We start from the raw sequence: 17,637 nt of genomic DNA, 5'->3' as shown, positions 1-17,637 counted from the left end.
AACGGCCTCAAGCTGTGGATAGAGGGCGGGCGCGGAAACCGTTCGGAAACCAAGTTACGCGACATATCGACCCATGTTTGAACCGAAAGGTTTGGCCATGGATTTCCTTGAACACGCACACCAACACACCCTGATCCGTGAGACGCTCGGCGCGGCGATTTCCGAGCAGCGGTCGTTCGACGCTCGCGAGCTGAAGTCGGACCGGCTGTGCCCGACCGGCTGCTGGCTGCATGGCGAGGGCTCGCGCCGCTGGGCGGGGAACCACGCGTTCCTGAACCTGCTGGAAGCCCACCGCGAGTTCCACCTGCGGGCGGGCGAGGTGGCGGAGCTCGCCCAACGCGGCGCCACCGTCGAGGCCCAGCGCGCGATGCGCAACGGCACGCCCTTCGCCCACGCCCTGGCCGACCTCAACGCCGCGTTCCGGCGGATGAAGGCGGCTGCGACGGTGGCGGCTTAAAAATCTCGTGTCATCCCGGATCGCCCCTCCGGGTCGTCCGGGATGACACCGAGATGGGGAGGTGGCTTTGAGCCCGACTACCCCCTCCGGAAGAACCCGAAGATCCGCTCGGCCAGGGCCTGGCTGACGCCGTCGACCTTGACGAGATCCTCGACGCTGGCCCGGCCCACGCCCTTGGCTGAGCCGAAGGCGTGCAGCAGAGCCTTCTTGCGGCCGGGACCCACCCCCTCGATCTCGTCGAGGGGGTTTTTCTTCAGGTCCATGCTGCGGCGGGTGCGGTGGGCGCCGATCGCAAAGCGGTGGGCCTCGTCGCGCAGCCGTTGCAGGTAGTACAGAACCGGCGACTTGGGCTCGAGCATGAACGGGGTCTGGCCGGGGATGAAGAACCGCTCCAGGCCGGCGTCGCGGTCCGGCCCCTTGGCCACGCCCACGACGGCGATGTCGTCGACGCCGAGATCGGCCATGATCTCCAGCGCCGCGTCCAGCTGGCCCTTGCCGCCGTCGACCAGGACAAGGTCGGGGCGATTGGCGTCGTCGCCCTCTTCCTCTTCCTTCACGAGGCGCGCGAAGCGGCGGCGCAGCACCTCCTTCATCATGCCGTAGTCGTCGCCGGGCGTGAGCTCGGTGCTCTTGATGTTGAACTTGCGGTACTGGCCCTTCATGAAGCCTTCGGGGCCGGCCACGATCATGCCGCCGACGGCGTTGGTGCCCTGGATGTGGCTGTTGTCATAGACCTCGATCCGCTCCGGCGGGGCGTCCAGCTTGAAGGCCTCGGCGACCCCGGCCAGCAGCTTGGTCTGGGCCGAGCCTTCGGCCATCTTGCGGCCCAGCGCCTCCTTGGCGTTGGTCAGGGCGTGCTGGACGAGGTCGGCTTTCTCGCCGCGCTTGGGCACGCTGATCTCGACCTTGCGGCCGCTCTTCAGGGCGAAGGCCTCGGACAAGAGTTCGCTCTCGGCCGGTTGGACATTGGCCAGGATCAGGCGCGGGATCGGCTTGTCGTCATAGAACTGGCCCAGGAACGCGGTGATGATCCGCTGCTCTTCGGTGACGGTTTCGTCCTCGGACTCGTCCGCGTTCCCCGTTATGCGGGGGAAGTAGGCGCGGTTGCCCCAGTTCTGGCCGGCGCGGAAGAAGAACACCTGCACGCAGGCCTGGCCGCCCTCGACGTGCAGGGCGACGACGTCGGCCTCCTCGACGGTCTCGGGGTTGATCTGGGTCTCCTGGGCCACGGCCGAGAGGGCGCGGATGCGGTCGCGCAGGCGGGCGGCGCGTTCGAACTCCAGCTCTTCGGCGGCCTCTTCCATCTGCTTGGCCATGCTGGCCATCACCGCGCGGGACTTGCCCCGCAGGAACGCCTCGGCCTGGTCGACCAGGGCCTGGTAGTCGTCCTTGCCGATCAGGCCGGTGCAGGGGGCTGCGCAGCGCTTGATCTGGTAGAGCATGCAGGGCCGGTCGCGGCTGTCATAGACGCTGTCGCTGCACGAGCGGAGCAGGAACGCCTTCTGCAAGGTGTTCAGCGTGCGGTTCACCGCCCAGGCGCTGGCGAACGGGCCGAAATAGTCGCCCTTGATCGTGTGGGCGCCGCGGTGTTTCCGCAGTTGCGGCGCGTCGTGGTCGCGGCGGATGACGATCTCGGGAAAGCTCTTGTCGTCGCGCAGCAGCACGTTGAAGCGGGGCTTCAGCGACTTGATCAGGTTGATCTCGAGCAGGAGCGCGTCGGCTTCGGTGCGGGTGGTGACGAACTCCATCGACCGCGTGGCGTCGACCATGTGGGCGATGCGGTTGGTGTGGAAGCGGCCCTGCGCGTACTGGACGACGCGCTTCTTCAGGCTCTTGGCCTTGCCGACATAGAGCACCTCGTCGCCCTCGCCGATCATGCGATAGACGCCCGGCGCGTCGGGCAGGCGCGTGACCTCGTCCTTGATCAGGGCGGCGCCGGAGAGGGCGGGCGGCTGGCGGGCGGCGTCGGTGTCGGAGGCGGGGGTGTCGGTCACGGGGCAGATATAGGCGAGTCCGAGGCGTTCAGCGACGTTCCAGGCTGTGGAAGACGCGCGACAGCGTGACCCGCTCGGCATGGATGACATATCGCAAGACATAGCCGGTCGAGCTGAATCGGACGGTGAGCTCTCTCTGATTGTTGCGGATCAAGCGCCCACGCTCTGGAAACTCAGCGAGCGTCGCGGCGGTCGCGAGGATCAGCCGGACCGCGCGTCTAGAGGCGTTCGGTGCGCGAGCCGCCAGCCAGGCCCGCAGATACTCGATGTCTCGGCGGGCCGCCGCCGAGATTTCGACTGTTCTCATCCAGCGTTTCGCGGCCGCGGTTCAGGCGGGGGGAGTTCGGTGTCCGTATCCCACGACTCCACCCAGCGAATGACGTCCTCTAGCGGAATGCCGCCATCACGCTCGGTCTCTTCCGCGATGCGCTGGACGTCGTCCCAATGGGCCTCATTGTCCTCAAAGCCGGGGCGTTCCACGAAAGGCGGCTGCTGCGCGAAGACTTCGACGCCTTGCTCGGCGGCCTGGGCGGACGATGCGTCCATCTTCGGGGTTATGCTCGCGGCCATGTTCTGACTATGTTCTCTTCGTGCTCGGGCGTCAATCGCGCTATGACCCCGCCATGACCACGCGCAGCCTGTTCGTCACCCCGCTCTATGAAGCCAGCCTGGCCGGCGAGAAGGGGTTCGACGCCTTCATCGACGACCTGCACGACGCCTGTATCGCCATCGCCGAGGAGGACGAGGCGGGGCAAGCCTGGGCCTATAACAAGGGGTATCTGGGCTACACTTCCTACGCCTCGCTGAACGACCTGCCGCTGCGCGACAGCCTGTTCGCGGACCTCAAGAAGAAGCTCGACAAGCACGCGGCCGCCTTCGCCAAGACGCTGTGCTTTGACCTCGGGGCGGGCAAGCTGGTGATGGACAGCTTCTGGATCAACATCCTGGAGCCCGGCGGCCAGCACACCGGCCACATCCACCCCCACAGCGTCATTTCCGGCACGGTCTATGTGACCATCCCGCCGGGCGCCTCGGCCATCAAGTTCGAGGACCCGCGCCTGCCGATGATGATGGCCGCCCCGACCCGCGAGGCCGACGCGCCTGAGAGCCTGCAGCCCTTCGTCTATGTGAAGCCCTCACCGGGCGCGATCCTGATGTGGGAGAGCTGGCTGCGCCACGAGGTGACGCCCAACCAGGCCGACGAGCAGCGGATCAGCGTCAGCTTCAACTACGCCTGGCGGTAGCGCTTTCCCTTGCGGAAATGCTAGAGCCCCCCTCGTTGAGGGCGAGGTCCGCCCTGGATTTCCGCGTGGGGGCCAAGTGAGCAAGACGGGCGCTTCGTTCCTGGTGAACTTCGCCGTGGCGGCGGGCCTGCTGTACGTGTTCAGCGCCGTGCTCTGGCCGTTCACCCTCGCGCTGGTTCTGGCCATCCTGATCACGTCGCTCAGCGACCGGGTCGTGCGGCTCTTGCCCAAGGCGCGGCCGTGGATGGTGTTCGCGATCACGGCCGTGATCGTCGGCGGGATCATCGTGGCCGGCATGGCCGTGGTGATCGGCGGCGCGGCGCGCATCGTCGAGCGTATGCCGGCCATGATGGCCCGGATCGACCAACTGCTGGCGCTGATCCATCTTCCGGGAGGCGGTGTGATGAGCTTGGCGGCCCTGGCTCAGAAGATCGAGTTGGGCCCCCTGGCGGACGGGCTTTTGACCAGCGTGCAGAACGCCTCGGCGGGCCTGGGCCTGACCCTCATCTTCCTGTTCTTCCTGTTGTTGTCCAAGCCGATGATCCAGAAGCGCGTCGACCAGATCGTCGCCTCGCGCGGCGGCCAGGGCCTGGCCATGGTGCTGGAGCGCAGCTTTTCGGGCGTCGAGCGCTATATGTACGTCCAGTCGATCACCGGCCTGATGATCGCCTTCGGATCTTGGGTGGTGATGCGGGCCGTGGGCCTGGAGAGCGCCCTGTTCTGGAGCCTGGTGATCTTCCTCTTCGCCTACCTGCCGGTGCTGGGGGTGCTGGCCGGCAGCGTGGGCCCCACCCTGTTCGCCCTGCTGCAGTTCCCCACCCTGACGCCGGCGATCGCGATCTTCGTCGGCATCCAGGTGGTGTCGTCGATCGTCGGCAATCTGGTCCTGCCCAAGATGCAGGCCGACAGTCAGAACATCGATCCGGCGGCCAGTCTGATCGCGGTGGGCATGTGGACCGTTCTGTGGGGCGTGCCGGGCGCCTTCCTGGCCATCCCGCTGACCCTGGCCCTGATGTACGCCTTGGCTCAGTACGACGATCTGCGGTGGCTGGCCGTGCTGATCTCGCACGACGGCGACCCGACGCCGATGGAGCCGGCGGAATAGGCTATCGCCCAGCGACCAGCCGCTGCAGGCGCGGGCGCACCCGCAGGAAGCGCACGTAAAGCGCGTCCAGGATCTTCAGCGCCCAGGGCGCGCGGGCCGCAAGGCCGAAGGGGCGCAGCAGCGGGATAGCCCGCCACATGGCCGCGAAGGCCGCCGCGCCGGACAACAGCTGGCCGTCCTCGCGGGCGTGGAAGCGGGCCAGCAGTTCGGCGCGATCGATCGGGCAGACAGCCTCCTCGCCGGCGACGTCGATGAACTGGATCGCGCCCCGGCGATCCAGGCGCTTCATCAAGGCGATCTCGCGCAGGCACAAGGGACAGGCGCCGTCGAACCAGACGGTCAGGCGCGGGTCTTGGGCGGTTGCAGAGGCCATGCCTGGGATATGGGCTCTCACGGCGCCCAGCGAAAGCGGTCGCTACCCCAGACTCGCGGCTTCCAGGGCCGCCACGGCCTTCTGGACGCGATCCTCGCCGCCGCAGACTTCCAGCAAGGCCAGGCCGTCCAGCAGGGCCAGGATGGTCGCCGCCGCGCCGGGCGGGTCGGGAACGAGCGCCGGGTCCAGCCGCGCCTCGATCCAGACCAGGAACCCTTCGCCGATCTGGCGGGCGATGTCGGCGAACGGCGGCTCCTCGCGCGCGGCCGCGGCGATGGCCTCGATCCACAGTCGCATGAACGGGCGGAAGACCGGATCGACCACCAGGCGCGCGGCCTTGGCGGTCAGGGCGGCCTGCGACAGGCGCTGGTCGGCGGGCAGGGCGGTTTCGAGCTGCGCGGCCATGCCGCCGGCCAGGCTCTGCATGGCCAGGGCCAGGACCTCGGTCTTGTCGACGAAGTAGTAGAGCAGCATCCGGTCGCTGACCCCGGCCGCCGCCGCCAGCTGGCGCAGGCTGGCCTGGGACAGGCCCGTGGCCAGCAGGTGGTCGGCCAGGGCCGCGATCACGCGCGCGCGCTGTTCGTCCCGAACGTTCATGCCGCCTTTCCGGTTGTAGCGACCGCTACAATACGCTAGTCATGTAGCAATCGCTACATGAGGTTCCCATGCCTGAGTCCGTGTACGCTATCCTGCCCGCCGGCGCAGCCCTCGGCTTGCTGGCCGCCTTTGGGGTCATGGCGCTGAAACCCAAGCTCGGCCCGCAGGCCTGGATGATCCCGGCGACCCTGTCAGTGATCTTCCTGGCCCTGACCGTCGATGTCGTCGCCAAGGCCGGGCCGCTCGGCTTCTGGAACGAGCACCTGCGCGGGCCGTGGGGCGCTCAGATCTGGTGCGACCTGCTGCTGGCCGCCGGAACCGCCACCGCCCTCCTGCTGCCGCGGGCCCGGGCCGTGGGCATGCGGCCGATCCCGTGGATGCTGGCCGTGCTGGCCAGCGGCTCGATCGGCCTTCTGGCCATGACCGCCCGCTGCCTGTTCCTGGAAGCCCGCCTGATCACCCCGTCAAAAGAGAGCGCCCGATGATCCCGTTCCGCCTGTTCCTGCTGACCTGCCTGACGGTGATCGTCGGCTACACCAGCGTCACCATCGCCAACCATGGCTGGAACCTCGTCCCGATCTTCTTCGGCGACATGGCGGCCATGGGCTGGCCGGGGCAGTTCAATCTGGACTTCTTCTGCTTTCTTCTGCTGTCGGGCCTGTGGGTCTCATGGCGCGGCCGGTTCCGCCCCGCCGCCCTGGGCCTGGGCGTGCTGGCGGTGTTCGGCGGGATGCTGTTCCTGTCGATCTATCTGCTGATCGCCCTCTCGCGATCGAAGGGCGACATCCGCCAGGTGCTGCTGGGCGACCGGGCCTGAACCGTCAGAGCGTGAGGCCGAAAGTGGGAACCGGTTTCGGCTATTCTCACGCTCTAAGTATCTGATTTAAAGCCTTTTTAACGCCTGAAATCGATTCCGATTTCAGGCTAAAGGCTCTAGTGCGGCCGCGCCTGGGCCAGGGCCTGGGCTAGGGTCTCCAGCGAGAACGGCTTGCTGATGAACGGCCAGCCGCCCGCTCGCGCCCGGCCCTGGTCGCCGCCCGTATAGCCCGAGCACAGCACCACCGGCAGGCCCGGACGGCTGGCGGCCAGCGCCTCGGCCAGGTCCACGCCGCTCTTGCCGCCCGGCATGATCACGTCGCTGAGCACCAGCTGGATGCCGTCGTCCTGCTCCAGGCGTGAGAGGGCTTCGTCGACCCCGCCGGCGCGCACGACCGAGTGGCCAAGGTCGTTCATCATCGCGTCGACCAGCTCGGCGACCTGCGGGTCGTCCTCGACCAGCAGCACCCGCGACGGCGTCTGGGCGCGGATATGGTCGACGTGCGGCAGGCTTTCGCTGGCGGCGTCCCCCGCGCTGACGGGCAGCAGCAGGGCGACGGTGGCCCCTTGGCCCGGCGTGCTCTCGATCAGCACCGACCCGCCGCTCTGGCGCGCGAACCCATAGACCTGCGACAGGCCAAGCCCGGTGCCCTCGCCGGGCGGCTTGGTGGTGAAGAACGGCTCGACGGCCCGGGCGATGGTCGCCGCGTCCATGCCTGTTCCCGTGTCGCGCACGGCCACGCGCAGATACTGGCCGGGCTCCAGATCGCCTTCCTTGCGATCCAGGGTGACCGGACGGGACTCGATGCTCACCTCGCCGCCGGGCGGGGTGGCGTCGCGGGCGTTGACCACCAGGTTCAGCAGCGCGGCCTCGAACTGGCCCGCGTCGATCCGGGCGCTGCGCACGCCGGCGCCGAGGCGCAGGTGGAAGCTGAAGGCGTCGCCCAGGGCGCGCCGGAGCAGGCCTTCGCTTTCGGCGATCAGGCCATCGATGCGGCACACCTCCGGCTTCAGCGGCTGACGGCGGGCGAAGGCCAGCAGATGCTGGGTCAGCTTCTCGCCGCGCTTGGCCGCCGCCAGGGCCGCGCCGACCATCCGCTCGCGCCGGCGGGCGTCGTCGGGGTGACGCTCGACCACGTCCAGCGCGCCGATGATCACTGTCAGCAGGTTGTTGAAGTCGTGGGCGACGCCGCCGGTCAGCTGGCCGATGGCCTCCAGCTTCTGGGATTGCAGCAGGGCGGCCTGGGCGGCGTCACGCTCGGCGACAGCGGCGGCGACCCGCTCCTCCAGAAGCTCGTTCATGCCGGTCAGATTGGCTTCGGCTTGCTTGGCCTCGGTCGTGTCGAAGGCCATGCCGATGAAGCCGGCGAACGCGCCGGAGGGATCATGGCGCGGCTGCGAGAACGACTTGAGCCAGCGCCACTCGCCATCCGCGCGGCGGTAGCGCGCCTCGAGGCTGAAGGGCTGGCGGGACGCCTCGCCGGCGACCTGCTCCTTGAGGATGCGCGGCAGATCCTCGGGGAATATGCGGGTTCGCCAGTCCAGGGTCAGGGCGCTGTCATAGTCCAGCCCCGCGAAGGCGACATAGGCGTTGTTGACGAACTGGCGGATCCCGTCGGACCGCGTCACCCACATTAGGGCGGGGGCGCTGTCGGCCAGGGCCCGGAACCGCGCCTCGCTCTCGCGCACCTCGGCCTCGGCGCGTCGGCGGTTGGTGACGTCGAAGTTCAGGCCGATCATCCGCACGGGCCGGCCGGTGTCGTCGCGAAGCACCTCGCCGCGTCCATGCACCCAGCGCTCGCCCTTGCTGGTGTCGGCCAGGCGGTACTCGACCTCGTAGTCCGTCAGATTGTTCAACCCGCCAAAGACGATGGCCTCCGTCATCGCCCGGTCGTCGGGGTGAACAAAGCGGGGCAGGTCGGCCAGAATGATGTCGGCGTGTTCCGGGATGCCCAGGTTCCGTCGCGCCGCGGGCGACAGGTTGAGCTGACCGGTGGTCAGGTCGTAGTCCCACGGGCCGACCCCCGCCGCCGTCTGGGTGACCCGCAGCCGCGTCTCGGCGTCGGCGCGTTGCGCGCGCGCCCTGGCCAGGCCCTGCATGGCGCCGCGCAGCCCTTCGGCGACCGCCGCGACCATCACGCCGCAGATCAGATAGATGACGATGCTCGACAGTTCGTCGTTGTTCAGCGGCTCGCCGTCGCGTCCGCCCCACAGCCACCAGCCGAACACCGCGCCGGCGATCGTGGGGATCATCCCCCAGCGCCAGCCGGCGTACAGCGTCACCAGCATGATCGCCGGGAAGAACGGCTGGGTCGCGCCGACGCCGTTGCTCAGGCCCAGCAGACCAACGCGCATCAGGACGGCCATGGCCACGCCGATGATAGACGCGATCGCGCACAGCCACGCTGGTGGCGGAACCTGAGGGATGAGCCATGCGCTAATCAGCGCGTGGATACGTCCTTGGTCGTCAACGGCGCGGATTGGATTGTCTTTCTTCTCCATCCCCGCTCCCGGCAAAGATGTCTTGCCAAGAGGATGGACACGCTTACCTAAGACGCGCAACACGGGAGATCATGATGGCCGCCGCTTTGAACACCGGGCTGACCGCGAAACAGCGCACCGATATCGCCGCTTCGCTCAACAAGGTGCTCGCCGACAGCTACGCCCTGTATCTGAAGACGCATGGCTATCACTGGAATGTTCGCGGGCCGAACTTCCAGTCGCTGCACGTGCTGCTCGAAGGGCAGTACCAGGAAGAATGGGCCGCGCTGGACGCGATCGCCGAGCGCATCCGCGCCCTGGGCGAGTTGGCGCCGCAGGGCTACGCCGCCTTCGGCAACCTCTCCAGCCTCAAGGACGGCGATCCCGAGCAGGACTGGGAAGGCATGATCGGCGAGCTGAAGGCCGACAACGAGACCGTCATCCGCACCCTGCGCGACGCCATGCCCATCGCCGACGAGGCCGGCGACGAAGCCACCGCCGACCTTCTGACCCAGCGCCTGCAGGCTCACGAGAAGCACGCCTGGATGCTGCGCTCCACCCTCGGCCTAAAGTAGCCATCCCGCGTGCGGGCGGGGGCTCGGATCCAAGGGAAAACGTGGAAGGCCGTCGCCGCCCTCGGGGTGGTGGGCGGTCTTTCAGCGTGCGCCACCTATTATGTGCCGGCCGGAACGGGGCGGGACGCCGGCTTGATGCGGGTCACCGCCAGCTTCAGCGAGCGCGGGCTCAAGCGCTATGTCGCCAATATGGACCCGGCCATGCTGGCCCTGGCGCGGCGTCATGATCCTCTTCCGCATACGGATTATTGGGGGCGCGTGCCGGGCTGGGAGGTGATCCGCCTCGACGATATCCCGCGTCTGGGCGACCGCGATCCGGATTTCGACGCGGCGCGGCTGATCAATTCGCTGCGCCCGACGATCGGCGGGGAGCTTGAGGTCGCCAAGCCGTTCGTCCTGACCGGATCGGCCGACGCGCGGGCCAGGGCGCTGCAGTGCCTGACCCAGGCGGTCTATTACGAGGCGGGGTTCGAGCCCGGCGAGGGACAGATGGCCGTGGCCCAGACGGTGATCAACCGCATGCGTCATCCCGGCTATCCCAAGTCGATCTGCGGGGTGATCTACGAAGGCGCGGCGCGGACCACCGGCTGCCAGTTCAGCTTCGCCTGCGACGGCTCGCTGGCGCGCGAGCCGGTGCCGGCGATCTGGGCCAACGCCCAGGCCGTGGCCAAGCGGGCCCTGAGCGGCTTTGTGTTCAAGCCGGTGGGCGTGGCCACCCACTATCACGCCGACTATGTCTCGCCGTACTGGGCCCCGACCCTGGTCAAGCTGAAGCAGTTTGGCCAGCACATCTTCTATCGCTGGACCGGTCCGTCCGGGACCTTGCAGGCGTTCCGGGGGCGTTACTCGGGCAATGAGACGGTGAGCGCCGACATCCTGCTGGCCGCCGACCCGCGCACCCTTGAGGCCGCCCCGCCCGAGGTGCTGGCCGCCCAGACGACGCCGGCCGCCGCGACGCCGGTCGCCACCGGAGCTGCGGCCCAGATGCTGGGGGTCTCGAACCTGGTCCTGCCCGACGCCAAGCTGGTGGCCGTGCCGGACGCCAACTCGCCGACCGGGGAGCGGGTGACGGTGCAGGGCACGGTGGCCGGCCGCCGGATTCCGACCGCCGACGAGATCGCGCGGATCAACAAGGCGCTCGAAGCCGTCTCAGGCCCGCAGCCGCCGACCGCTGAGGCCCCACCGCCGCCGCCGCCGCCGCCGCCTCCGCCGAAGCCGAAGTCCCGGCCGCCGAGCCTGCTCAATCCGTTGAACTGAAAAATCCTCCCCCCAGTGGGGGAGGTGGCGCGAAGCGCCGGAGGGGGAAGAGCTTGCCGAGCCCGCATCTTCCCCCCTCCGTCGTCCCTTCGGGCCGACACCTCCCCCGCTAGGGGGAGGATTTGGGCGCTAAGCCCTCACCAAACCCCGATCTTGTTCGCCTCTTCGTGGCTGATCGGATGATGCGCGGCCTTGTGGTCTTCCTCGGCCAGGAAGCGCACGGCCTCCAGGGCGGCCATGCAGCCCATGCCGGCGGCGGTGACGGCCTGGCGGTAGACGTCGTCGGTGACGTCGCCGGCGGCATAGACGCCCTCGATGGCGGTCGAGGCCGTGCCCGGCTTCACCTTCAGATAGCCGCCCGGACCGGTTTCCAGCTGACCGGCGAACAGTTCCGACGACGGGGCGTGGCCGATGGCGATGAACACTCCGTCGGCGGCGACCTCCTGGGTTTCGCCGGTCTTGACGTTTTTCAGGCGGGCGCCGGTGACGCCCATGGGCTCGGTCTGGCCCAGGACCTCGTCGATGACGCTGTCCCAGATCACCTCGATCTTCGGGTGGGCCAGCAGGCGCTCCTGCAGGATCTTCTCGGCGCGCAGCTCGTCCTTGCGGTGCACCAGGGTGACCTTGCTGGCGAAGCTGGTGAGGAACAGGGCCTCTTCGACGGCGGTGTTGCCGCCGCCGACCACGATGACGTCCTTGTTGCGATAGAAGAAGCCGTCGCAGGTGGCGCAGGCCGACACGCCAAAGCCCTGGAACTTGGCTTCGCTCTCGAGGCCCAGCCATTTGGCCTGGGCGCCGGTGGCGATGATGATGGTCTCGGCGATCCAGTCCTGGCCGCTGTCGGTCTTCACCGCGAAGGGGCGCTTGGAGAGGTCGACGCTGGTGACGATGTCGCTGACGAACTCGGTGCCGACATGCTCGGCCTGGGCGCGCATCTGGTCCATCAGCCAGGGGCCCTGGATGACGTCGGCGAAGCCCGGATAGTTCTCGACATCGGTCGTGATGGTCAGCTGGCCGCCGGGCTGGATGCCGGCGATCAGCACGGGCTTCAGCAGGGCGCGGGCGGCGTAGATGGCGGCGGTGTAGCCGGCGGGACCCGATCCGATGATCAGGCAGCGGGTCTGGCGAGGGGAGGGCGTAGACATGGGGGGAGATATAGTGTGGATTCTCCGCAGTGGCGACAAAAGCCACGGGAGGAAAACCTGATGAAGCTCGGCGTCCTACTGAGCGTGGGTATCGTCGCCCTGTTCGCGGGCCTGGCCAATATCTGGTTCGGCGACATGCTGGTCGGCCTAGGCCTGGTGGCCATATTCGTGGTGGTCGCCGGCTATTCGGCCTGGCAGGGCAAGAAGGAATACGACGCGCGACCGCGCGGCGAGCCGATCATCGACTAGAGCCTATCGGGTTGAGGTGGAATCATCTAAGCCCCATAAACAGGCTCTAAGATCAAACACTTAGGGCCCTGTAGCTTAAGAGGGTTCCGTCTTGGCCCAAGGGGTCGGCGGATTGAGGGGTATGGTATGAAGGCGGGCTTGCCGATCGGCATGGGCGCGGGGATCGCGATTGGCGTCGCCCTGGGCTTGGCGCTGGATAATCTGGCGCTGGGGATTGGCCTGGGTGTCGCCATCGGCGGCGGCCTGGGCGTGACGGCCCACGCGGCGTCGGTGGCGTCTGACAAGAAGGCCAAGAACAACGGCGACGGCGGCGTGGTCGCCGACGGCGGTTCCAGCGACTCTGGCGGCGACTGCAGCGCGGATGGCGGTGGCGGCGGCGGCTGCGATTGACGGCTCGTCCACCTTTGGCGGGTTAAGGTGAGGGCAACTACGTTTCCGGGTTATTCGCCCGAGGAGCACGCCCATGTCCGCACCCTTCATCGAGATCGCCGGCCGCAAAATCGGCGTCGACCACTCGCCCTATGTGATCTGCGAGCTGTCGGGGAACCACAACGGCAGCCTCGAGCGCTGCCTGACCATGGTCGACGCTGCGGCCGACACCGGTTGCGACGCGATCAAGATCCAGACCTACACCGCCGACACCATCACGCTGGATGTCGACCGGCCCGAGTTTAAGATCCACGGTGGGCTGTGGGACGGCCGTACCCTCTACGAGCTCTACGAAGAGGCCCACACCCCGTTCGAATGGCACGCCGCCATCTTCGAGCGCGCCCGCCAGCGCGGCGTGACGATCTTCTCCAGCCCCTTTGACGAGACCGCCGTCGACCTCCTGGACAGCCTGGGCGCCCCGGCCTTCAAGATCGCCTCGTTCGAGGCCGTCGACCTGCCGCTGATCAAGTACGCCGCCGCCAAGGGCAAGCCGCTGATCATCTCGACCGGCATGGCCAACCTGACCGAGATGCAGACGGCGCTCGATACGGCCCTGACCGGCGGCGCGCCGGGCGTGCTGCTGCTGCACTGTGTCTCCAGCTATCCGGCCACGTTCGCGGACGCGAACGTTCGGACTGTCCCGGACATGGCCGCGCGCTTTGGCTGCCCGATCGGCCTATCGGACCATACGCCCGGCACGGCCGCCTCGGTGGCGGCGGTCAGCCTCGGCGCCTGCGCGGTCGAAAAGCACTTCACCCTGGCCCGCGCCGACGGCGGCCCCGACGCGGCCTTCAGTCTGGAGCCCGCCGAGTTCAAGGCCCTGGTGGACGACACCAAGAACGCCTGGGCGGCGCTGGGCCGCGCGCACTACGACGTGCTGGGCTCGGAGGCGACGTCCTTGCTCTTCCGCCGCTCGTTGTACGTCACCGCCGATGTGAAGGCCGGCGAGCCCCTGACCCGGGCCAATGTCCGCTCGGTCCGCCCCGGCAACGGCCTGCCGCCGGCCGACCTCGACAAGGTGCTGGCCGGCAAGGCCGCCCGCGACCTTTCCCGCGGCGAGCCGCTGGACTGGTCGATGGTGGGGTAGGGGGCTCGAAATCCTCCCCCTAGTGGGGGAGGTGTCGGCCCGAAGGGACGACGGAGGGGGAAGAGGCAAGGTCCGCAGAACTTACCCCTCCGGCCTTCGGCCACCTCCCCCGCTGGGGGGGAGGATTTGGCTCAGATCAACCCCAGCCGCTTGCCCGTGGCCTTGTCGATCGTCCGCTTGGGCAGGATCTCGGTCATCAGCACCTGCATCGGCGAGGGCGAGACCACATAGCGGACCTTGGGGGCGGGCGCGGTCAGGGCGGTGGCGATGGTCTCGCCGATCCGCTCGGGCGGCAGGCCCGATTTGCCCAGACTCAGCATGAACCCGCGCATCCGCTCCAGCGCCTTGGCGTAGGGGGTGTTGGCGTAGCGGGTCACGTCCACCTGGTCGGCCTTGTCCCAGATCGGGGTGGCCACCGCGCCGGGCGCCACCACCACCACGTCGACCCCGAAGGGCAGGAACTCGCGGCGCAGCGACTCCGAAAAGCCCTCCAGCCCGAACTTGGTGGTGCAGTAGGGGCCCATGAACGGGTTGGCGTTGCGGCCGCCGACCGACGAGATGTTGACCACCCGTCCCGGCGGGCCCCGGCGCGCCTCGCCCGCCCCCAGCAGCGGCGCGAAGGCCTGGGTGGCGATCAGCACGCCGGTCAGATTGACCTCCAGCTGGTGGCGGAACTCGTCGACCGGCAGATAGAGCAGCGGCCCGGCCACGGCGATGCCGGCGTTGTTGACGAGGCCCGCCAGCGTCTTGCCGCCCAGCGCCGCCTCGACCTGCCTGGCCCCGGCGCGCACGGCCGCCTCGTCGGCGACGTCAAAGATCAGCGGGGTGAAGGCGTCGCCGAACTCGGCCTTCAAGCGCTCGCCATCGGTGGCCTTGCGGACACTGCCGAAGACGTGGAAGCCCCGGCCGACCAGCACCTTGCTCGCCGCATGGCCGATGCCGGTCGAGACGCCGGTGATCACGACGGATTTTGACTTGGCCATGTGCGGTTTCCTTCCCCGTTTGCAGGGAAGATGGGTGATCTGAACAGTGTTCGCTAGGGGGCTTTACGCGCTCCCTCTCCCAGAGGGAGAGGGCTGGGGTGAGGGGTTACGGCGCCTGACGGAGCGCCGGGCAATCGTCAAACCTCGTAACCCCTCACCCTCCCACCGCTTCGCGGCGGGCCCCTCCCTCTCCCTTTGGAAGAGGGAGGCTACCCCGCCACCAGCCCCCGCATCCCGTCCCAGCCGACGTTCATCAGCGCATCGACAAAGCCCATGTACGGGGTGAAGGGCTCGCGGCCCTGCGGGTATTCCACCAGCTGGAACGGCTGGAAGCGCGCGGGGAAGTCGGCGGCCTGGAACACGCCGTCTTCCTCCATGTAGTCGGCCGAGCCCATCGGCGAGACGTACTCCTGCGCCTCGACCGCCCGGCAGAGGGCCAGGAGATGCTCGGACCGCGCGCCGGGCGCCTTGAGGTCGGAGGCGCGGACGAACGCCGGCGTCAGCCCCAGCGCCTCTGCGGCCGCCTGGGCCATGCCGCAGGTCAGGTCGGCCAGGGCGCCGTCGCGTTCGCGGGTCAGCTGCTCGGAGACGAACGCCCAGCCTTCGGCGAAGAACGGCCGCTTGCCATAGGCGTGGCGGATGGCGGCCAGGTGCTTGTCGCGCCAGGGCTGGCTGTCGTCGATCTGGATGGCGTGGATCGGCGTTTCGCGGTCGTGCTTCTTGACCGGCACGGTCAGCATCAGCTCGCCCTGGGCGGTCAGGATGCGGTTACGCGACTGCCACGAGCGGCGGGCGAACTGCACGTCGTCCAGGAACACGAACACCGAGGCGGCCGCTATCAGCTGGAAATAGCCCAGATACGGCAGATAGGTCGGCTGCATGATCACCGCCGTCCGGGGAGGCGACGTCGCGGTCATCCGGCTTTGGCGACGGCGGGCGCGGCCAGGTCGCGGGCGCGGGCCAGGGCGGCGTTGACCTCGGCCAGCTTGGCGGCCTTGGCGTAGGGCTCCCAGGCGCCGGGGATGAAGCGCTCGCCGAAGCGCTCGGCCAGCTTGGCGCGCAGGGCTTTCAGGCCCGCGATGGCCTCCAGCGAGTGATAGATCCAGCGCGGCTGGGCGTCGGCTTGGACCATCGGGCCCAGGCTCAGGGCGCCGAAGCCGGACAGCAGGGTGCGCAGTTCGCCCGGCAGGGCCTTGAGGTCGGCCTCGCGCACGCACTCGGCCACCACCAGTTTCGCGCCGCCGCTCTCGTAGAGATAGGCGCGGAAGGTCGCGCCCTGGGCGGTGAAGTTCTGGACATAGAGGGGGCAGGGGCCGTCGAAGGCCTCGACCTGATAGACGTAGGTGAAGAAGCTCTTCTTCACGAGCGTGGGCGTGGCCAGACCCATCGGCTTGAACAGCGGGGTCGGGTTGGCGGCCCAGACGATGGTCTCGTCAGCGGCCGTCTCGGCCAGCAGCTGGCGCGGCGGGACCAGGCAGTTGGTCTCGACCTTGACCCCCAGCTTGACGAGCGCGCCGTGCAGGTCGTCGAACAGCTTGGCGAAGCCGCCCTCCGGCAGGCTGGCCACCAGATTGGCGGTGCGGCCCGACAGGGCGCGGGGGATGGCGTAGAGCTCGTCGGTCCAGGGATCGCTGGCCTTGGCGCGGCCCAGGGCCGCCAGGTCGGCGGCGGCCGGGAACACCCGGTTGATGGCCATCGGGATCACCGCGTCGCCGTGGACCAGCGACGGGTCGGCGCCGAGGTGCCAGCGGACATAGTCCTCCAGCGTGGCGGCGATCTCGGGCGGATAGGCGGCCAGGCGCGCGGCCAGGCTGTCGTCGGCCGGGGCCTTGACCCTGTAGGCCGGGCAGTCGACCGCCGGCCCGCCGAAGTCCCAGGTGAAGACGCGGCGGCCCTCGAAGTCGGCGCTCATCGAGCCGAAGCGATTGTCGAAGGTCGTAAACCGCGCGCCGTGGGCGCTCAGGGTCTGGACGATCGGATCGGTCTCGCCGCCGAAATAGACGCAGCCGTCGCGCATCTCGCGGCCGTGGATCAGCTTGGGCCGGGCGACGCCGCCCAGGGCCTCGAAGCGTTCCTGCAAGGTAATGTCGCGCCAGCCCAGGCGATGGGCCTCGAAGGCCGCCAGCACGCCGGTCAGGCCGCCGCCGATGATGCGGATGCGGTGGGGGGCGCTCACGCCGTCGCGCCCCAGACGACGAGATCGCTGTTGGGCGAGACGAACACGCCGTTCTGGATGTTGTCGAACGCCACCTTCAGGGCGGTGGGCTGGGTGAGGCCCAGCTCCTCGACGAGGCGGCGCACCAGGCCGTCCTCGGTGTAGAACAGGTTGAACAGGCCCGCCTCGCCGGTCTCGGGCGTGGCCAGGCGCCAGCCGTTCGGCTCTTCCTCGACGCCCTTGCCGCATCGGAAGTCGTCGATCAGGCGCGTGCGGACAAAGACCTCGGCGCCGGGCGCCAGCCGCGCGCGGGCGGCGGTCAGCACCGCGCTCGCCTGGGCGCTGGTCAGGTAGCAGAGGAGGTTGGGGATCAGCAGCACGTCGATCGGCGTCGCGCCGAGGTCCGGCAGGCCCTTGGACAGGTCCGCCTCGATCAGGGTAACGGCCTCGCCCAGGTTCCAGCGACAGTCGGCCAGGGCGGCGGCCGAATAGTCGACATTGGTCAGGTCCCAGCCATAGGCGGCGTAGAGCGACAGGTTGTTGCCCGTGCCACCGCCCAGCTCGACCACCCGGCCGGTTTTCTGATGCAGGCCACGCTTGAAGAAGTGCCGGGCGATGAACTCGTCCGGATATTTCAGACCGCGGATGTCGGGCAGGGCGCGCATGGTGGCCTGGAGAATCGGGCCGAAG

At 68.6% G+C, this 17,637-nt stretch carries 21 protein-coding genes and 2 pseudogenes; 11 read left to right on the top strand and 12 right to left on the bottom strand.

Going from position 1 to position 17,637, the window contains the following annotated elements; translation table 11 throughout:
* Positions 1–97 precede the first annotated feature (97 nt).
* Entirely contained in the window at positions 98–457 is a 360-nt protein-coding gene (locus tag OVA11_RS17545; protein WP_268068529.1) for a CZB domain-containing protein, read from the top strand.
* Positions 458–534: 77 nt separating this feature from the next.
* Here OVA11_RS17545 and uvrC read toward each other — a convergent pair whose 3' ends face one another.
* From uvrC to OVA11_RS17530, 3 genes are read right to left on the bottom strand one after another with little or no spacing between them, the layout of a single operon-like run.
* Complete coding sequence (gene uvrC / locus OVA11_RS17540; RefSeq protein ID WP_268068528.1) at positions 535–2,451, bottom strand: excinuclease ABC subunit UvrC; 1,917 nt, start codon at positions 2,449–2,451, stop codon at positions 535–537.
* A gap of 28 nt (positions 2,452–2,479) precedes the next feature.
* Positions 2,480–2,758, bottom strand: a complete 279-nt coding sequence (locus tag OVA11_RS17535; protein ID WP_268068527.1) for a type II toxin-antitoxin system RelE/ParE family toxin — start codon at positions 2,756–2,758, stop codon at positions 2,480–2,482.
* A complete protein-coding gene (locus OVA11_RS17530) occupies positions 2,755–3,021 on the bottom strand; it encodes an antitoxin (protein WP_268068526.1) in 267 nt (88 codons plus the stop codon). Before OVA11_RS17530 ends, OVA11_RS17535 begins: the two co-directional genes overlap by 4 nt.
* 53 nt (positions 3,022–3,074) lie before the next feature.
* Between OVA11_RS17530 and OVA11_RS17525 the strand changes: the two genes are divergently transcribed.
* Both OVA11_RS17525 and OVA11_RS17520 read left to right on the top strand, forming a co-directional pair.
* On the top strand, positions 3,075–3,695 hold the full coding sequence (locus OVA11_RS17525) for a TIGR02466 family protein (protein WP_268068525.1): 621 nt from the start codon (positions 3,075–3,077) through the stop codon (positions 3,693–3,695).
* 76 nt (positions 3,696–3,771) lie between these two features.
* Positions 3,772–4,800 (top strand): AI-2E family transporter, encoded by a 1,029-nt coding sequence (locus OVA11_RS17520; protein ID WP_268068524.1) that lies wholly within the window; start codon positions 3,772–3,774, stop codon positions 4,798–4,800.
* Position 4,801: 1 nt separating this feature from the next.
* Here OVA11_RS17520 and OVA11_RS17515 read toward each other — a convergent pair whose 3' ends face one another.
* Together OVA11_RS17515 and OVA11_RS17510 are read right to left on the bottom strand one after the other, a co-directional pair.
* Complete coding sequence (locus OVA11_RS17515; protein ID WP_268068522.1) at positions 4,802–5,173, bottom strand: thiol-disulfide oxidoreductase DCC family protein; 372 nt, start codon at positions 5,171–5,173, stop codon at positions 4,802–4,804.
* A 42-nt stretch (positions 5,174–5,215) separates the two neighbouring features.
* Entirely contained in the window at positions 5,216–5,770 is a 555-nt protein-coding gene (locus tag OVA11_RS17510) for a TetR/AcrR family transcriptional regulator (protein ID WP_268068520.1), read from the bottom strand.
* Between the two features lie 68 nt (positions 5,771–5,838).
* On the opposite strand from OVA11_RS17510, the gene OVA11_RS17505 reads away from it, so the two are divergent.
* Together OVA11_RS17505 and OVA11_RS17500 are read left to right on the top strand one after the other, a co-directional pair.
* Entirely contained in the window at positions 5,839–6,255 is a 417-nt protein-coding gene (locus OVA11_RS17505; RefSeq protein ID WP_268068519.1) for a hypothetical protein, read from the top strand.
* On the top strand, positions 6,252–6,587 hold the full coding sequence (locus tag OVA11_RS17500) for a hypothetical protein (protein WP_268068517.1): 336 nt from the start codon (positions 6,252–6,254) through the stop codon (positions 6,585–6,587). The genes OVA11_RS17505 and OVA11_RS17500 overlap by 4 nt, the downstream gene beginning before the upstream one ends.
* 116 nt (positions 6,588–6,703) lie before the next feature.
* Here OVA11_RS17500 and OVA11_RS17495 read toward each other — a convergent pair whose 3' ends face one another.
* On the bottom strand, positions 6,704–9,103 hold the full coding sequence (locus OVA11_RS17495; protein ID WP_268068515.1) for a hybrid sensor histidine kinase/response regulator: 2,400 nt from the start codon (positions 9,101–9,103) through the stop codon (positions 6,704–6,706).
* Positions 9,104–9,162: 59 nt separating this feature from the next.
* On the opposite strand from OVA11_RS17495, the gene OVA11_RS17490 reads away from it, so the two are divergent.
* Together OVA11_RS17490 and OVA11_RS17485 are read left to right on the top strand one after the other, a co-directional pair.
* Positions 9,163–9,642 carry a Dps family protein gene (locus OVA11_RS17490; RefSeq protein WP_024265864.1) on the top strand — a complete coding sequence of 160 codons (480 nt, stop codon included), beginning with the start codon at positions 9,163–9,165 and terminating at the stop codon, positions 9,640–9,642.
* 9 nt (positions 9,643–9,651) lie between these two features.
* Positions 9,652–10,899 carry a cell wall hydrolase gene (locus OVA11_RS17485; RefSeq protein ID WP_268068514.1) on the top strand — a complete coding sequence of 416 codons (1,248 nt, stop codon included), beginning with the start codon at positions 9,652–9,654 and terminating at the stop codon, positions 10,897–10,899.
* 137 nt (positions 10,900–11,036) lie between these two features.
* Here the strand turns inward: OVA11_RS17485 and trxB are convergent, their stop codons facing one another.
* The gene (gene trxB / locus OVA11_RS17480) at positions 11,037–12,044 is read right to left on the bottom strand and encodes a thioredoxin-disulfide reductase (RefSeq protein WP_268068513.1); all 1,008 of its coding nucleotides are present in this window, start codon (positions 12,042–12,044) and stop codon (positions 11,037–11,039) included.
* Between the two features lie 60 nt (positions 12,045–12,104).
* On the opposite strand from trxB, the gene OVA11_RS17475 reads away from it, so the two are divergent.
* From OVA11_RS17475 to pseI, 3 genes are all read left to right on the top strand, one after another.
* The gene (locus tag OVA11_RS17475; RefSeq protein WP_268068512.1) at positions 12,105–12,293 is read left to right on the top strand and encodes a hypothetical protein; all 189 of its coding nucleotides are present in this window, start codon (positions 12,105–12,107) and stop codon (positions 12,291–12,293) included.
* A gap of 126 nt (positions 12,294–12,419) precedes the next feature.
* Complete coding sequence (locus OVA11_RS17470) at positions 12,420–12,683, top strand: hypothetical protein (RefSeq protein WP_268068510.1); 264 nt, start codon at positions 12,420–12,422, stop codon at positions 12,681–12,683.
* Between the two features lie 73 nt (positions 12,684–12,756).
* Positions 12,757–13,809, top strand: a complete 1,053-nt coding sequence (gene pseI, locus OVA11_RS17465) for a pseudaminic acid synthase (RefSeq protein WP_268068508.1) — start codon at positions 12,757–12,759, stop codon at positions 13,807–13,809.
* A gap of 25 nt (positions 13,810–13,834) precedes the next feature.
* Here pseI and OVA11_RS17460 read toward each other — a convergent pair.
* Together OVA11_RS17460 and OVA11_RS17455 are read right to left on the bottom strand one after the other, a co-directional pair.
* A pseudogene (locus OVA11_RS17460) lies at positions 13,835–13,927 on the bottom strand (NlpC/P60 family protein); the annotation flags it as partial.
* Between the two features lie 13 nt (positions 13,928–13,940).
* Positions 13,941–14,792, bottom strand: a complete 852-nt coding sequence (locus tag OVA11_RS17455) for an SDR family NAD(P)-dependent oxidoreductase (protein WP_268068506.1) — start codon at positions 14,790–14,792, stop codon at positions 13,941–13,943.
* A 71-nt stretch (positions 14,793–14,863) separates the two neighbouring features.
* On the opposite strand from OVA11_RS17455, the pseudogene OVA11_RS17450 reads away from it, so the two are divergent.
* Positions 14,864–15,004 (top strand): annotated as a pseudogene (locus OVA11_RS17450) (hypothetical protein); the annotation flags it as partial.
* Here OVA11_RS17450 and OVA11_RS17445 read toward each other — a convergent pair.
* Genes OVA11_RS17445 through OVA11_RS17435 form a run of 3 tightly spaced genes read right to left on the bottom strand, consistent with a single transcriptional unit; the run spans position 15,002 to position 17,612 of the window.
* Positions 15,002–15,709, bottom strand: a complete 708-nt coding sequence (locus OVA11_RS17445; protein WP_268068505.1) for a WbqC family protein — start codon at positions 15,707–15,709, stop codon at positions 15,002–15,004. The pseudogene OVA11_RS17450 and the gene OVA11_RS17445 sit on opposite strands and share 3 nt — an antisense overlap.
* On the bottom strand, positions 15,706–16,968 hold the full coding sequence (locus OVA11_RS17440) for a flagellin modification protein FlmF (RefSeq protein WP_268068504.1): 1,263 nt from the start codon (positions 16,966–16,968) through the stop codon (positions 15,706–15,708). The genes OVA11_RS17445 and OVA11_RS17440 overlap by 4 nt, the downstream gene beginning before the upstream one ends.
* Complete coding sequence (locus tag OVA11_RS17435; RefSeq protein WP_268068503.1) at positions 16,965–17,612, bottom strand: class I SAM-dependent methyltransferase; 648 nt, start codon at positions 17,610–17,612, stop codon at positions 16,965–16,967. The genes OVA11_RS17440 and OVA11_RS17435 overlap by 4 nt, the downstream gene beginning before the upstream one ends.
* Between the last annotated feature and the right edge of the window lie 25 nt (positions 17,613–17,637).

It is taken from the genome of Caulobacter sp. SL161, from assembly GCF_026672375.1.
Taxonomy (GTDB): Bacteria; Pseudomonadota; Alphaproteobacteria; order Caulobacterales; family Caulobacteraceae; genus Caulobacter.
Note: the sequence above shows the minus strand (reverse complement) of the source record. Positions and strands in the feature narration are given on the sequence as shown.

Excerpts from the sequence above, each read along its gene's own strand:
- OVA11_RS17470 (WP_268068510.1), top strand. The coding sequence starts at position 12,420 with ATGAAGGCGGGCTTGCCGATCGGCATGGGCGCGGGGATCGCGATTGGC.
- OVA11_RS17505 (WP_268068519.1), top strand. The coding sequence starts at position 5,839 with ATGCCTGAGTCCGTGTACGCTATCCTGCCCGCCGGCGCAGCCCTCGGC.
- OVA11_RS17475 (WP_268068512.1), top strand. The coding sequence starts at position 12,105 with ATGAAGCTCGGCGTCCTACTGAGCGTGGGTATCGTCGCCCTGTTCGCG.
- pseI (WP_268068508.1), top strand. The coding sequence starts at position 12,757 with ATGTCCGCACCCTTCATCGAGATCGCCGGCCGCAAAATCGGCGTCGAC.
- OVA11_RS17435 (WP_268068503.1), bottom strand. The coding sequence starts at position 17,612 with ATGCGCGCCCTGCCCGACATCCGCGGTCTGAAATATCCGGACGAGTTC.
- OVA11_RS17445 (WP_268068505.1), bottom strand. The coding sequence starts at position 15,709 with ATGACCGCGACGTCGCCTCCCCGGACGGCGGTGATCATGCAGCCGACC.
- OVA11_RS17530 (WP_268068526.1), bottom strand. The coding sequence starts at position 3,021 with ATGGCCGCGAGCATAACCCCGAAGATGGACGCATCGTCCGCCCAGGCC.
- OVA11_RS17490 (WP_024265864.1), top strand. The coding sequence starts at position 9,163 with ATGGCCGCCGCTTTGAACACCGGGCTGACCGCGAAACAGCGCACCGAT.
- trxB (WP_268068513.1), bottom strand. The coding sequence starts at position 12,044 with ATGTCTACGCCCTCCCCTCGCCAGACCCGCTGCCTGATCATCGGATCG.
- OVA11_RS17455 (WP_268068506.1), bottom strand. The coding sequence starts at position 14,792 with ATGGCCAAGTCAAAATCCGTCGTGATCACCGGCGTCTCGACCGGCATC.
- OVA11_RS17500 (WP_268068517.1), top strand. The coding sequence starts at position 6,252 with ATGATCCCGTTCCGCCTGTTCCTGCTGACCTGCCTGACGGTGATCGTC.
- OVA11_RS17525 (WP_268068525.1), top strand. The coding sequence starts at position 3,075 with ATGACCACGCGCAGCCTGTTCGTCACCCCGCTCTATGAAGCCAGCCTG.
- OVA11_RS17535 (WP_268068527.1), bottom strand. The coding sequence starts at position 2,758 with ATGAGAACAGTCGAAATCTCGGCGGCGGCCCGCCGAGACATCGAGTAT.
- OVA11_RS17510 (WP_268068520.1), bottom strand. The coding sequence starts at position 5,770 with ATGAACGTTCGGGACGAACAGCGCGCGCGCGTGATCGCGGCCCTGGCC.
- OVA11_RS17515 (WP_268068522.1), bottom strand. The coding sequence starts at position 5,173 with ATGGCCTCTGCAACCGCCCAAGACCCGCGCCTGACCGTCTGGTTCGAC.
- OVA11_RS17545 (WP_268068529.1), top strand. The coding sequence starts at position 98 with ATGGATTTCCTTGAACACGCACACCAACACACCCTGATCCGTGAGACG.